Here is a 15535-nt window from a genome sequence, read left to right on the forward strand (position 1 = left end):
GACATTAACCTCGCTTAACTTGTAACCCGCAGCACATAAGCACCAGCTCGCAGAACATCATATTTGCCCATGAGAACCATGGACGTGTAAATTCGCGTCTTCTCCAGCAGATTAAGCAAGGATTCCTGTTCCTCATTGCTGGTAGATGTCATACCCTGGATCGCTAAAGCTATAGGCCAGATATAACGACTAGGCGTATGTGGACTACCAATACCAGAAGCCTCCTTTCCAGCGAAGAAATAAGGATTATTGCTACTTAGAATAAGCTTTCGGGTATTTTTGTAGATAGGATCCTCGGTACACACATAACCCAAATAAGGGATTGAGAGCAGACTCGGCACATTTGCATCATCCATCAAATTCACCTGTCCACGGCCATCTACTTCATATGCATAGACTGACCCAAACTCTGGGTGATCTACGATTCCATACTGGCGTATTCCCTCATTAATCTGTTCAGAAAGTCTTCTAGCTTTCAATTCCAGTTCCTGATCCCTTAGGATTTCTCGGGCAATTTCACACACATACTCTAAAACAACCACAGCGAACATATTTGCAGGAACCAAATACCCGTATTCACAGGCATCATCGCTAGGACGAAATCCAGACCAAGTCATTCCTGTATATGCTGTCAACGTTCCTTTGCCTTCACGCGCTAATGTATCCGTAGGTGGACAGTTCATCCGTTGAAAAAGATAATTGGAATCGCTCTCATGTTTCTGTTCAGTAGTCCATAATGCAATAATTCTTTCTACACCCTTAACAAATGAATCATTAAACTGACTAGTTCGGCCCGAATTCTTCCAGAGCAGATAACCCAGTTGGATCGGATAGCATAATGAATCAATCTCATATTTTCTTTCCCATACTCCTGGGCTCATCTCTGTAAGATCCTCCTGATGGCCATTTCCATTAACTTCTTCATTGAAAGCATTCGCATAAGGGTCAAGCTGGATGCAGGCGAATTGTCTTTGTACAATTCCCTCAATCATGTCCGCAATTTCTTCATCCTCGGAGGCAAGGATCAGAAAGGGTCTAACCTGAGCGGCCGAGTCCCGCAACCACATCGCTGGAATATCTCCGGTAATGACAAAAGTAGTGCCATTCGTCATTCTTTTTAAGGTTGTATTCCAGGTGTTAGCCATACATTTCTCGAACATTTCGGCTAATTTTGGACGATCACTCAGCTGTGCTTTTACATTAGATGCCAGTATCTTCATTGATTCAGGGATTTCTCTGGTTGCTTTCAGTTATAATACCCCCTTTTTCTTTTTCCTTTGAAGCGCTTTCACAAATTAGTATATTGTCATGTGGTTAGTATGTCAATATGTTTATTTATTGATAATGATATATCAATACTTCTATAATGTTAAACATCTATCTAAAACAAACAAAAAAACCCATCCAAAGAGATAGGTTTTTATAACAACTAATTTATGGATAATCGCATAAAATTAATTAGAATTAGATGGTTTAGCAGAACCCGTAGATTCACCAGAAATCAACTCAGCTTCCAACATTATCTTATTCGATACAGTCTGGCCGTTCATAATTTGCAGGACATTCTCAACTGCCAGTCGCCCCATTTCTTCTTCATTCTGCCGCAAATGAGTGAACGCATAACCCGATCCGAGTGGAGTAGGTGGACTATCAAAGCAAATGATCGAAATATCCTCTGGAATCCGCAGCCCAAGTCGTTCAACCGCAGTTCTTGCCAGCAGGGCAATATTATATTCCACGGCAAAAAGCGCCGTTATTGTTGGATTCTCTTGTAAATGAGAAACTAGCCGTGAGATATCGTGTTCAATATTCTCATCATTAAAGGAATTTGGTAATGTTGAGGTTAAATCACTAACCCACAACCCCTTATCTACTGCTATCCCCCGCTCCGCATGTGCTTGTATAAATCCCTCCACCCGCTCCTCAAGAGCCGTCGTATCCGCTGGAGGTGGAGAGAGGAAAGAGATATGAGTATGCCCGAGATCAAATAAGTACTCCGTCCCTTTAAGTGCAGCCTTTAAGTTATCCGTGCCGATCGAAGCAGCCGCTACTCCTTTCAGATGGCGATCTACCAGAACTAATGGGAAACGCCCGATCACCAATTTTAGAATCTCAGCATTAAAAAATTCGCCTTGAGCTGGAAAAACAATCAGACCATCTACACCCAAGCTAAGCAACTTCTGAATAGACTGTTCTTCGTTCTCTGGTACGCCAAATGTTCTTCGTAGAACGAGGAAGCAATCATTATCACGGGAAGCCTGTTCCATCCCATAAATCAAGCCTGTTCCATAACTGTTGCCAAAGTCGGTAATAATCAGACCAATCGTCTTTTCCTCATGGTTAAAGGAAATAAAAACAGTCCCGTCGGAGGTCGTCTCAGGAGACATAGCTGAATCTATGTAGTCAACTGCCGGATCAGTCACAAACGAACCTCTTCCCGGTTTTCTCACAATCAAATGCTCGGCGGCTAGCATTTCCAGAGCTTTTTTACTCGTAATCCGACTTACATTATAGGTTTCGGCCAGTTCTTTTTCTGAAGGAACTCGCTCCCCTTGTCCATAGGATTTATTTACAATAAGCTGCTTCACTTCATCAAATATTTTTTCATACATCGGTTTGGATGACGTTGTCTCATTCATAACTTTCGTTATCTCCTGACTCTAATTTTTTCATCTTTATACATAATAATATATCATGATATATTAAGTTTGTCGACATTTGTACTGAAGCAGTTGAAAAAAGAGGGAGGAAGGGTTTAGAGTGTAAAGCGAAAAAATTCTAAGATTCGTATGGAAACAGAGATAAACCGTATTCTGAGAATACGGTTTAAGAGAGGCTAAGTAACAAAGCTCTGAATGGACTCCTTTAATTCTCGAGCTCCCAGTCGGGATTCCATGCGACTTCCCACAAATGCCCATCGGGGTCCATAAAGTGACCGGAATACCCTCCCCAAAAGGTATCATGTAAAGGGTCAACGATCTTCGCACCAGCCTTTTGAGCTAGCTCCATAACCTGATCTGCTTCCTTTTTACTTCCTACATTGTGGCCAATCGTTATTTCTGTTGAACTGGCTGGGGATAATGGAACCTTTGCCTCATAGGCCATATCTTTCCGATTCCAAAGTGCCAGCTTCAAGCCTGCCTGCAAATCAAAGAAGGCAACCGCTCCATGTTCAAATTCTTTGCCAATGATCCCTTCGGTGGGAAATCCTAATCCATCCCTGTAAAAAACCAAAGCTCTCTCCAAATTATCCACGCCTAGTGTTATTACTGTAATTCGGGGTTTCATCTATATCAAGCCTCCTATTTTCGCTTCGTTAAATTGTACGAGTGCGCTCATTAATTGTGTTCAGTACTTCTTCCCAATGCATCTTCATCTGCTCTCGCATATCCGGATGGACCATTTTTTCTTGATAAGATCTACTATATTCATAGATAATATCAAACCACATTCCGCTTAACAAGTTTTTACACTTTTGTACATTTGTTCTTTTTTCGACCATAAAAAGCTTACACAGGTCTATCGTAAATGGCTGTTCAGATTATATAATAGAGACTATCTGGTATAGAAAGGAAGTTGATTTTTTTATGAAATTTGATGATTACCGCTATGAGCGACCGGATGTAGAGAAATTCAAGCAAGACTTTAACGCCCTGCTGAAAGATCTCAACGACACATCACCACTAGAGGTGCAAAAAGCTTCCGTCACTGCCATTAACAAGCTTCGCAATGAGTTTGACACGATGCAGACATTGGTTAGCGTTCGTCATTCTATCAACACGACAGATGAATTTTACAAAGCCGAACAAGAATTCATGGACGAAATCGGGCCTGTCGTTCAGGAATACATAACTGACTACTACAAAGCACTCGTACATTCCAAATATAGAGCCGAGTTTGAAAAGGAATGGGGTGCGCAGTTACTCCAGCTTGCTGAAATATCGCTGCGGACGTTTAGTCCGGAAATCATTGAAGATTTACAATTGGAGAACAAACTATCAACTGAATACTCCCAGCTTATCGCATCTGCCAAGATTCTTTTCGAAGGTGAAGAGCGTACACTGCCTCAACTCGCACCTTTCGAATTGTCTACAGACCGTGATATGCGTAAAAGTGCTTCTGAAGCTCGTTTTGGTTTTATGTCCAAACACGAGACTGAATTTGACCGCATTTATGACGAGCTCGTAAAGGTCCGTGACCGCATAGCTAAAAAGCTTGGGTACAGTAACTTTGTTCAGCTAGGTTATGACCGTATGATGCGTACCGACTATAATGCTGAAATGGTTGCTAATTTCCGCAAACAAGTTCTTGAATATATCGTACCTGTCTCCCAGCAGTTAAAGAAACGTCAGACTGAACGACTGGGTCTAGACGAATTGAAATATTACGACGAGAACTTTAGCTTTAAGACCGGGAACGCTACCCCTAAAGGGGATCCAGACTGGATTGTAGCTAACGGTAAGAAGATGTACAAAGAACTCTCCCCTGAAACGGATGAATTTTTCAGCTTCATGCTGGGCAATAATCTGGTGGATTTAGTAAGCAAAAAAGGAAAACAAGGCGGCGGATATTGCACCTATTTCAGCCAATACCAAGCCCCTTTTATTTTCTCAAATTTCAACGGAACCTCTGGGGATATTGATGTCTTAACTCACGAAGTGGGTCATGCGTTCCAGGTTTATGAAAGCCGCAATATTAATGTGCCAGAATATGCCTTTCCAACCTATGAAGCATGTGAGATTCATTCCATGAGTATGGAATTTTTCGCTTGGCCTTGGATGAATTTGTTCTTTGAAGAAGATGCAGATAAATACCGCTTTAATCACTTATCTGATAGCCTTCAGTTTATTCCTTACGGGGTATCTGTCGATGAATTCCAACATTTTGTTTATAGCAACCCTGAAGCAACTCCTGCTGAACGCAAGCAAGCTTGGAGAGACATCGAGAAGAAATACTTACCACATCGTAATTATGAAGGTAACACTTATCTGGAACAAGGGGGCTTCTGGCATAAACAAGGCCACATCTTTGCCTCACCGTTCTACTACATTGACTACACACTAGCACAGCTATGTGCCTTCCAATTCTGGAAACGTTCGAACGAAGATTTCAAATCTGCTTGGAGCGATTATTTGGAGCTATGCCAAGCTGGTGGAAGCAAGTCCTTTATTAAACTGGTTGAACTAGCGGGTCTGACTTCACCATTTGAAGATGGCTGCATTAGCTCCGTTATTGGGGATATTGAAGGTTGGCTGAACAGCATTAATGATAAAGAGCTTTAATCCATACTCTGATAAGCTCATCACAAAAAAAGCAATCCTTGCCTTATGGCTTGGATTGCTTTTTAAAATTGAATGATCCAACTTCACCCATGTATGTTATCGATAACGAATCAATAAATCTATAGGGTAACGACCCGCATTGCGACCATATAAGGCTAAGCCTCCACCCTCTGCTTGAAGCTCCAAACGGAAAGTACGATTGCGATCTAGTTTAGCTGCTAACTGCCCCGGTACACTTACTTTACACAGATAGCCGTAAGAGCCCGCCTCATCCAACTTATTCGCTAATGGCTGATAATGCCAAGATAATACACCTCGGCTGTCGGCCGGATCATCTGGCAAATAGAAGGAGCCAATCCGTTGACCTTCTATCAGAACATTCACACGTGAAGGATGACGTTCTTCGTCGGTCATATAATACGTATTCGGATTATACTCCACCCTAGCATCTGCACCGTGCATGAGATCAAGTCCCATTTCATTTTGCTTTGCGCCTTCAACATTTCGAGCCAATACTCGCTTTGCGCTGGCTTCGAACATGATTTCGATCTCGCCAATCATCTTTTTCTCCATACCATCTGGAAGAGTTACATCATATGCATAACGGCCTTGCCCAGCTCCATTGATTTTTGCGCATTGAATAGCTTCCCATTGTTGATTAAAGTTGTGTTCTTTATACGCACCAACAGGGATACTAATACAATCTCCATCCCCTTCAAACCTTACACCCTGATTACCGCTTCTTACATCAAACGTAATGAAGTTGCGAGTGATTACCTCTCCCTTATTATTTATCAAAGAAACTGCTAGCACTGCAACTGCATCCTGATCGGGCATAATAATAAATAGTGGTGGTAAATCTGCTACTCCATATCCGTCCCAATTCACTGACATATGCTCACTTTGTGCAACAACTCTTGTTCCCAAATTGTCGTACCAAAGCTCCCACTTCATCTGCACATGCTGTCCATGATATTTATCTGAGAAGCTGGAACGAAGGAGCGGAACTTTAACTTCATCCTTTGCGTTTACGGTCTGACACGGCGGTGCATCGATCACGATGAAGTCCGGAGAATGCAGATCAGAAATCGTCATCCCGGGAACAAAGTCATCATAACCAAAATCTTTATCGCTGCCATCTAACCGATAATAACCATTGAACTCGTTCGTAACATCGCGAAATTCGGTAAACACAAAACCACATAACTTATCATGCCGCCGGAATTCATTCATCATATAGCGGTAATGCCACGCTAAATCACTATCCCCTGCCCCGCCTTCGATTCCCCACACGTTACCACATTCACTGTTCATAAGCGGGGCATCAGATTGTACATTACCTCCGATACAGTTAAAGTCTGAACCTGGGAAAGTTTTGTCTACAACCTCATTCAAATGAGCTCTAAGCTGATCATAACCATTAATGTAGAAATGCCAAGTATTGATATCAGATTCCACATGATCATAGTTACAAGGTGAGTTATCTTCAACGATTCTAGATGGATCTAGTCGTTTTGCCCAGCGATATTGTTCCCGAACCCATTCCTGTGTTACTTTGAGATAACTGGTCTGCTGTTGTACATCACTCGTCAGACTAGTGTCCTGAGCGTTCGTCTTCAAGCCCCAAGTCTCGTTAAACATTACCCATGAGAAAATGGATGGATGATTATAGTCTCGTTCAATAACCTCGAGTGCTTCACGTTCATACGCGTTACGTGCTTGTTCATCGGGATTTCCCCAAAAGCAAGGCATGTCTTCCATCACCAAAATACCCAGTTTATCCGCCCAATATAGTTTGCGTGGTTCTTCTGGCTTGATATGAATACGCACAAAGTTCAGTCCCAAACGTTTCATTAGATAGATTTCATCCCGCATATCTTCATCAGACGGATAAGTGAAATAGCCCGTTTTGTGATAAGACTGGTCAAGGGTACCGTTTAAATAAATCGGCTTACCATTGAGGGTAATCCAGCGATAACCACGCTCATCAAAACGCACAGTTTGGATTTCTCGAACTCCGAAGTAGGTACTGACTGTGTCTGTGCCAAAAGATCCGCTAAGTTGTAGTTCGCCTTCGTACAAATAAGGTGTATCTGGACTCCACAATTTTGGATCTGTTATATGGAAAGAGAGCTTAAATTCATTCTCCCCTGCGATAAGATCTATTTTCTCAGTATGCAATATAGAATTCTCTGCGAACTGCATCGTGAAATCTGCCGAACCAGTTTCTTGTGCAATGATTCTTGTAGTCACGTTCACTTGCCCATCAATAGTGGTCACAAACTTAGCATCTTTCATATAAGTCTGAGGCCGAGATTCTAGCCATACGGGCTGCCAGATTCCGCGAATTTCTCCATAACCCTGTTTGCCACGCGTTTGGTAATCATGATCGAAGTCCTCTACTCTAACGACAATTATATTGTCTAAATCTTCAACCCAGTACTGAGTAACTTCGAACTCAAATGAACCATATCCACCTTGGTGTGAACCAACATGCACTCCGTTAATCCAAACGTCACATGAATAATCTACTGCCCCGAATCGCAAAAATAGTCGTGTCTGAGAGTCGGTAGTCTGCCATTTCAAAGTCCGCCGATACCATCCTATCCCTTTATGATCACTGCCAATACCTGATAATGGACTTACCCAAGAAAAAGGAACAGTAATCATCGAACTGTAAGCGATTTCGGAATTGGAATACCAATGTTCGCTAATTCCTTCATTGCTCGGATCAAAGCTAAATGACCATTCCCCATTCAAATTCATCCATTCGTTGCGTTGCCAATGTGGATGCGGATGTTCGGGACGAGGAATCGGAAGACTCTCAACATTCAGTACGGAAGTTGTCATGATATGAGCACAGCCTTTCAAAATAAGAAGTTGAGCTCATTTTAGCACCAGTATATAAAATTCGCAATGTATATTATAATTTTACAATATAGAATCTTCAGTGTACAATATCCTCAACCTATCCTAACGAAAAGGAATACAACCAATGAATGATATTTCGCAAGAAACGATACGGTACCCCGCATCACGCATCTTAGATGTTGCTAAAGCACTTTCTGGAGATGTCAGAGTCCGTATTCTTGAAGCCCTTGGTGACAAGCCCATGAGTGTCAGTCAATTGGCCGAGACACTTGGCGTAGCTCAACCAACAATTTCAATCAATGTACAGACCCTTGAGCAAGTTAACTTAATCTCATCTACACAGGGTGCAAATCGCGAGAAAATATGTGCGGTCACCTGCCGATCCATCCATCTCGATCTTCCTTCGAAGCTAGGCGATGGTCTGCATCAAACGGAAGAAATACATATGCCCATCGGGATGTTCTCCCACTGTTCTATTCAACCCTCTTGTGGTATGACTGGAAAAGACGGCGGAGTCATCGGTTCTCAGGATGATCCACGGGTATTCTACATGCCGGAACGAGTTGATGCATCTCTCTTATGGTTCGCTGACTCTGGCTATGTCGAATACTATTTTGCCAATCCACTACCCCCTGGTGTCGAGCTTGATGAGATTCGGATTTCGGCTGAGGTTTGTTCTGAAGCACCTGCATTTCGGGAAGATTGGGCAAGTGACATCACATTAACTATAAATGACCTACATGTCGGTACTTGGACTTGTCCATCAGATTTCGGTAACCGGAAAGGAAAGTTAACACCCGAACGATGGAAGGGGGGTACAGAATATGGAATGCTGACAGAGTGGAGTATCTCAGAACAGGGTAGCAAAATAAATGGAACTGCTTCTTCCCCTACTACAATTAGCTCACTGAAGCTGGCATTTAATGAGCCCATTCGAGTACGATTTGAGATTCGCGAGGATGCCCTCAATAGACGAGGACTTAATCTATTCGGAAGTGGTTTCGGAGACTACTCACAGGATATTATCCTGTCGTTTGTGCGTCGTTCAGTATCGAGTACATGATAACACGTAAGAATTGCACACCTGAAACCAGTGTAGATCGAAAGCTTCAGATGTGCCAGTGGACAATGTTTTCTTTACACACCAATTACTTACGCTTATCTTCAACTTTTTTGATATTCTCAGCCACTCTAAATTTCACGATCTTACTAATTAATTCATAGGGCATCGGCTGATTAAGAGGGAATTGAATGGATCCTTTTGCTCCTTTATAGACTGATAATTCTTCTTTGAAAGCGTCAATACCATTAGGCGTTGGATAAAATCCAATATGGTTTTTGAAAGCCGCAAAATGCACTAAATTTCCGTGCAGTGTAAAAGTAGGCATCTGATAGCTAATCTTTTCAATCGCATCAGGTGCCGTTTCTTTTATTACTTTTCTTATTGTACTAAGGATTTCCTGAATCTCAGATGGAAACTTGGAAATATAGTCATCGATCGATTCATACGTGATTTTAGCCTCCACAATAAGTCCCCTCTCTGTTTCAAGTTCACATTTAACTTTGATGAAGTGCTGCCAATGCCTCGTCTTCTGTACTCTTGAACAATATTTTATTTCCCTGATTACATTCGTAAATAAAATCATTCAGACTTTTACTATTATAGCCAGTAAATTCTCCCACAATAGCAACTCGCATCTGATAGTTTGTATACTTTTGAAGAATCTCTCCGGCAAGCCCCGTCTTTAACTCAAAAAAATCATCTGTGATTTGCTCTTTTCTTAGAATCATTTTATCGCATTCTTGATATCTAACGTTTGCCATTAGATCCAATGCATCATTCACATTATTAATTACAATACCCTCGCTGGAAATCAAAGCTACTGTTGAATTGTCTTTACGGTTTAATGTGATTTGCATTCTAAATTGCTCCTTTTTCAATAAGAAATTCTTTTACATTGTGGTTTCCTTGTTGGATAGCTATAGCTAATACTGATTCACCACCTTCAATTTTAGCATGGATGTCAGCTCCGTGTTCGATTAACAAGCGTATCAGCTCCACATTATCCGAATGAAAAGCTGCAGAATGCAAGGCAGTGTGCCCATCGCTATCAAAAATATGTGTCTGAGCACCCTTGTTCAATAGCAGTTGGATAACACCCATATTCCGCTCCCCAGCAATTGCAGCATGAAGTGCAGTATTAGAAGGAATGAAATTAATCTTGGAATGGGATACTGCATCAACCTCAGCACCATGGTCTATCAATACCTGCACCGCTGCTTCTTTACCGAAATGTGCTGCATATCCCAAAGGTGTAAGGCCCTCATTATTTTCCGTATTTGCAAGAGCCGGATGGAATTCTAAAATTTCTGTTAGCCGTGCAGCATCGCCATGTTGTGCCGACTGAAAAACTTCATTAATACTTTGCCGTAGTTCCATTAGATTTCGCCTCTTTTCAATTGATGAAGAAATGATTTAGCTTATTTTTTCTGGATAGTTAAGCCATTCTCCTGCTAACAAGAAGAAACGACGTTGTCGTCTTTTAAAGACGATAACCATTTCTCGTAAAATAACAAACACAAAAAACAATACAAATTTATTGTAAATCAATAAATTAAATGCTAAAATCATGAAGTCATTAAATAAGTGAGGTGTTTTAAATGAATGATAAACGAGGTTCAACCACTTTTTTAAAAGTAATTATTTTTCTGGTTGGAATTGCAGTGCTTGCTTTGTGTATCTGGTTGCCTGAGATAGCGGTAAGAGATGCAAAAGTACATCCAGATACGGCTTACTTCCTGATTCCCTTTTTAGTATGTGCTTACGGATTCTGTATTGCGTTTTCTGTTGCGCTTTACCAAGCATATAAACTATTAAACAACATCGAAAAGAACAATGCTTTCTCTGAATTATCCCTTAACTCTTTGAAGATTATAAAGAAATGTGCTTTTGCAGTCATTTTCCTCATTTTGTTAGGACTAGTAAGCTTAAGGGTGCTTGCTAAAGTTACAGATAGTGATGATCCAGCGGGTCCTACATCATTATGTCTAATGGCTCTTTTAGCAACAAGTATCATCGCAGCCATTGTGGACGCACTTCAAAAGCCATTAAAAAATGCCCCAGATATAAAGCCAAAAAATGTATGATTAGCAGTCAAATATCAACATTAGATTTTAATATAGCCAAAAGAAAAGAGTATTCATTCGAAGGTTATCGAATGAACACTCTATCTTTTCAATGTATATTGTGAGCCAATTTTTAAATTAAATCAGACTTTTGAAGAAGCCGCTTAACGATCGCTGCAACCTCAGCTCTGGTCATTTCATCCTTGGGAGCAAGTACATTACTGCTTCGTCCCATAATTACGCCTGCCTGCAAGCAGTCAGCAATTGCGCTAATCGCCCAGTCAGATGCTTTGCCGGCATCGGTATATGGGTTCAAGAATCCTTCAACGGATTGATTAGGAAGGTTAGCCTTTAGCGCTGTAATTTTCATCGCTTTGGCGATAATTAGCATCGCTTGTTCACGGGTAATTTGGTCATCAGGGCGGAACATGCCATCTTCAAAACCATTGATTAATTGATATGCATATGCAGTATTGATCGCACTGTTATACCAATCCGTAGTTTTAACATCCGAAAATGGTGTTGCCGTTTGACTCAATCCTAGTCCGAGACCGCGAACGACAATCGCCGCAAACTCTGCGCGGGTAATCGCTTGATCAGGTGTAAATTGACCATTGCCAGTCCCTTCGATAACTAAACGGGAACCCATATCATTCACTGCATCTTTTGCCCAGTGATTAGCAACATCACTGAATTCAAGCGGATGCCAGATTACAGAGTAAGTGCCGCCACTAAGGCTGTTGATTGTAGCAAAATATTTGCCTTCAATGACTATCACTTTAGTAGGTACATGACGCACTGAGCCATCAGCATCAATATACACACCGGTTGTAATCTTATTCGGGTCCATCCCATCCGGAATAGCAATCGTACGTTTCACATACGTATTGAATTGGGATAGTTCAATACTCTTATCTCCGTAAATACCTCTAGCTGTAAAGTTTACTGGTGCGCCGACTAATGAAAATGATCCGTTTTGCGCAGCAGCTCCTAATGCTTTAACTTGATCGGCAGTTGGTGCGCTGATTTCAATCTGTATTTTAATATCTTGTAAAGCTACAGACTTGCCAATCTGCGCGGATAAGGCGTCAATATCAATCTGCCCAGAAGGCAGTGTAAATGTCGCATTTCCCGTTCTGATTTCAAGTATTGCTTGATTTCCCTGCATATTTTTAACCATTTGTCCGTTTAGTTCGCCAACGATAATATCAGATTTACTAATGGCAGTGATAGAAACCACCGTACCTTTACCTTCAGCGGCGAGCTTGTCTTCCAGCTTCTTCTGGTCTAAAGCAATGGTGGTTAGCGTTTGATCATTCCGTTTACCATTCGTCGCAGTTCCCACGGTTTCCGCTTTACCATTGATTAAAATGGAAGCATCATTTGCCACAGGTGCCGGCGTTGCTGATGGAGTTGGTTGAGAAGGAACATCAACACTGGATGGAGCGCTCGGGATGACTGTATTGGATTCAGCAGATGATTCGCTAAAGCCAGCCTTATTGATGGCCTGTACCGTGAAGGTGTAGCTTGTACCATTCGTAAGACCACTGATTGTAAGCGGACTTCCATTACCCGTAACCGTCAGCCCTCCCGGATGAGCCGTTACAATATATCCTGTGATTTCACTTCCACCATCGTTTACCGGCGGTGTAAAGGTGATGATCGCTTGACCATTTTCTGCAGTTGCAGTTACGGATGTTGGAATACCCGGTGCTGTAATTGGCTTAGCAGGAGCCTTCACAGTAACGGTTGTTGAAGCTTTATAACTTCCATCTTTCGTTGTAACTGTAATGATGGCTGTTCCCTCACCAACTGGAGTTACTTCTCCATTCACAACCTTGGCTACAGTCTCATCGCTGGAGCTCCAGATCAGGTCTAGATCTGTTGCATTTGCAGGCTCTATTGTCGCTTTTAGTATTCCCACAGTTTCACCAGCTGTTAAATCGAGCGTCTCTTGATCTAGCCTCACCCCAGTTACATTCACAACTGGTGGAATTGGTTCACTTACATTCACTGTTGTTGAAGCAGTAAAACTTCCATCTTTAGTCGTAACCGTAATGGTAGCTGTTCCAACACCAACTGGGGTTACTACTCCGTAAACAACCTTAGCTACTGTTTCATCACTGGAGCTCCAGATTACCCCCTTATTGGTTGCATCGGCAGGTGCGACTGTCGCTTGTAGCGTTTTATCACCTTCTCCAACTGTTAAATCAAGTGTTGCCTGGTCTAAGGTTACTCCGGTTACTATAACAATTGGTGGCTTAGGTGCTGCCACATTCACAGTTGTTGAAGCCTTAAAACTTCCATCCTTAGTCGTTACAGTAATAATTGCTATACCCTTACCAACTGGTGTAACCACTCCATCCACGACTGTTGCAACAGTTTCATCGCTGGAGCTCCAGATCACATCTGTATCTGTCGCATTTGCAGGTTCTATTGTCGCCTTTAGTAAGGCATCTGCTTCACCAGCAGTTAAGTCGAGCGTCTCCTGATCAAGCTTCACTCCGGTTACGTTCACAATTGGAGCACTCACAGTTACGGTGGATGTCGCAGTATAACTTCCGTCTGTTGTTGTTGCTGTTATCGTTGCCGTTCCAACGCCAACTGGGGTGACCACTCCATTCACAACTGTCGCCACAGTTGCATCACTGGAGCTCCAGATCACGGTTTTGTTCGTGGCATTAGCAGGTTCTATTACAGCATTTAGTGTATCTCCTGCTTCTCCCTCTGTTAAACTAAGTGATGTTTTATTCAAAGTCACTCCAGTTACGAGGACATCTCCCACATCGTTTACCTGCACATTGAAGGTGTATAAACTACTTATAGTGCTATCATTTACAGTAACAGTAATCACACTGTTTCCGTAGGCATTCTTCGCTGGTGTTATTTCTATCGTCTGCACATCCCCACTTCCACTTACTTTCAGTCCATTATTCGGAATTAGGGAAGTATTAGAAGATGTAGCTGATACATTTAGGTCATCCCCATCCACATCAATAACCTTAAAGGAGCGTGATACAGATTTATTTTTTTCCGTTGTAGTACTTCCCATGAAGCCTGTGTCCTGCTTCCAGCTAGCACCAGTGATTGAACCGTTCTTAAGTGGGGTGATTGTATTGACAGCAACATTACCATCTTTACTATTTGCTAATTTATAGTTTAAAGCCAGATTAGGCTCTGATCCATTCAAATCGACGTTCATTTCGCGAACAATTTCGCTCTGGGTTTTAGCTTTACTCCAAAACCTTACGTCTCTCATCCCACCGCTGTAATCTCCGTCCTGTCTCCAGGTGCTTTTACCAAGCCAGTTGTTCGGACGTGCCATATTTCCAACTGTACTTAAATCCATAGCCCCTTCTGCCTTAAGAACACCATCCCAATAAATACGCCCCTTCTTCTGACTGTGATCGTAAACAATCGAGACATGTACCCACTTGGATATCGGGAAATCGTCTGTGACATTAATATCTCCTTTATTGGTGTAAGCGATGAAATGCATTTTTTTGCCGTTAAAACCCACAAAAATATTGTGGTTCTGCTCTGCGATCGAAGATTCGAAGAATCTCATCCAGGTATTAAAACCATTGACTTTTAAATTACCTTCAATTGTAAAAGAATTCTTGTATAACAGTTGATCTGGGAACGTCACATAATCCCCATTGCCGTCAAAACTAAGATAGTCCCCACCATTCAGTTCTGTCAGATAAGGTGCATCGTTCACTGGATTTACAGTAATTGTAGCAGTACCTAGATCTGGGTTGAATGCTGCAGAAACAGTGGTATTCGCATTTTTTTGATAATTTTGATAGCCGACTGCTGTTGTGTCCCATAGCTTAAAGTCAATGGAAGCTGTTCCGTTCCAGTCTTTAGCGGGGACAAAACGAATTTTCTCCGATTTCAGCAGCAGAAAAGCTTTAGTGTCAGACACTGGCTCGATATTATACCAAATATTTGCTTGCGTGTTGTAATATTGCCAGGCCCCATTGGTATTATCAAATGACACCACAGCAATTCCTGTTGAAGCTGGGTCAGTTACCTTACCCGACAAAAGACTAGACACAACAACGCCTGCGTTGGAAGAATCGTCTTCATTGATGGACGGTATCACAGCTGGGCTATTCACGATCCAACCAAAGTCCGATTTTGCACTCACTATTTGAGTGTGGATCGGCCCCACACCTTGCACCACAACTCCAGTGGCTAACGAAATACTAATGCCTATTTTCATAAATGATGGCTTCAAACTCTTTTTCCCC

10 protein-coding genes and 1 pseudogene are annotated in these 15535 nt (G+C 42.0%); 3 read left to right on the forward strand and 8 right to left on the reverse strand.

The features are described 5' to 3' along the window. Window positions 1-4: 4 nt before the first annotated feature. From NST34_RS18485 to NST34_RS18495, 3 genes and pseudogenes are all read right to left on the reverse strand, one after another. A pseudogene (locus NST34_RS18485) lies at window positions 5-1220 on the reverse strand (glycoside hydrolase family 125 protein). 234 nt (window positions 1221-1454) lie between these two features. Next, window positions 1455-2639 (reverse strand): GntR family transcriptional regulator, encoded by a 1185-nt coding sequence (locus tag NST34_RS18490; protein WP_341128504.1) that lies wholly within the window; start codon window positions 2637-2639, stop codon window positions 1455-1457. Window positions 2640-2865: 226 nt separating this feature from the next. After that, window positions 2866-3288 (reverse strand): VOC family protein, encoded by a 423-nt coding sequence (locus NST34_RS18495; RefSeq protein ID WP_341128505.1) that lies wholly within the window; start codon window positions 3286-3288, stop codon window positions 2866-2868. 299 nt (window positions 3289-3587) lie between these two features. On the opposite strand from NST34_RS18495, the gene NST34_RS18500 reads away from it, so the two are divergent. Then, window positions 3588-5282, forward strand: a complete 1695-nt coding sequence (locus tag NST34_RS18500) for a M3 family oligoendopeptidase (RefSeq protein ID WP_341128506.1) — start codon at window positions 3588-3590, stop codon at window positions 5280-5282. Window positions 5283-5378: 96 nt separating this feature from the next. On the opposite strand, the gene NST34_RS18505 is transcribed toward NST34_RS18500, so the two are convergent. Further along, a complete protein-coding gene (locus NST34_RS18505; protein ID WP_341128507.1) occupies window positions 5379-8132 on the reverse strand; it encodes a glycoside hydrolase family 2 protein in 2754 nt (917 codons plus the stop codon). A 145-nt stretch (window positions 8133-8277) separates the two neighbouring features. Here NST34_RS18505 and NST34_RS18510 point away from each other — a divergent pair, with 145 nt between their 5' ends. Next, window positions 8278-9216 (forward strand): ArsR/SmtB family transcription factor, encoded by a 939-nt coding sequence (locus NST34_RS18510; RefSeq protein ID WP_076298801.1) that lies wholly within the window; start codon window positions 8278-8280, stop codon window positions 9214-9216. Between the two features lie 85 nt (window positions 9217-9301). Here the strand turns inward: NST34_RS18510 and NST34_RS18515 are convergent, their stop codons facing one another. From NST34_RS18515 to NST34_RS18525, 3 genes are read right to left on the reverse strand one after another with little or no spacing between them, the layout of a single operon-like run. Further along, entirely contained in the window at window positions 9302-9682 is a 381-nt protein-coding gene (locus tag NST34_RS18515; RefSeq protein ID WP_076298868.1) for an iron chaperone, read from the reverse strand. Window positions 9683-9710: 28 nt separating this feature from the next. Then, a complete protein-coding gene (locus tag NST34_RS18520) occupies window positions 9711-10073 on the reverse strand; it encodes a DUF4180 domain-containing protein (protein WP_076283444.1) in 363 nt (120 codons plus the stop codon). Between the two features lies 1 nt (window position 10074). Beyond that, the gene (locus tag NST34_RS18525) at window positions 10075-10593 is read right to left on the reverse strand and encodes an ankyrin repeat domain-containing protein (RefSeq protein ID WP_341128508.1); all 519 of its coding nucleotides are present in this window, start codon (window positions 10591-10593) and stop codon (window positions 10075-10077) included. Window positions 10594-10814: 221 nt separating this feature from the next. Here NST34_RS18525 and NST34_RS18530 point away from each other — a divergent pair, with 221 nt between their 5' ends. After that, the gene (locus NST34_RS18530; RefSeq protein ID WP_341128509.1) at window positions 10815-11300 is read left to right on the forward strand and encodes a DUF2975 domain-containing protein; all 486 of its coding nucleotides are present in this window, start codon (window positions 10815-10817) and stop codon (window positions 11298-11300) included. A gap of 112 nt (window positions 11301-11412) precedes the next feature. On the opposite strand, the gene NST34_RS18535 is transcribed toward NST34_RS18530, so the two are convergent. Next, complete coding sequence (locus NST34_RS18535) at window positions 11413-15522, reverse strand: S-layer homology domain-containing protein (protein WP_341128510.1); 4110 nt, start codon at window positions 15520-15522, stop codon at window positions 11413-11415. Window positions 15523-15535 lie beyond the last annotated feature (13 nt).

This window comes from Paenibacillus sp. FSL H7-0714 (assembly GCF_038003765.1).
Taxonomy (GTDB): Bacteria; Bacillota; Bacilli; order Paenibacillales; family Paenibacillaceae; genus Paenibacillus_AQ.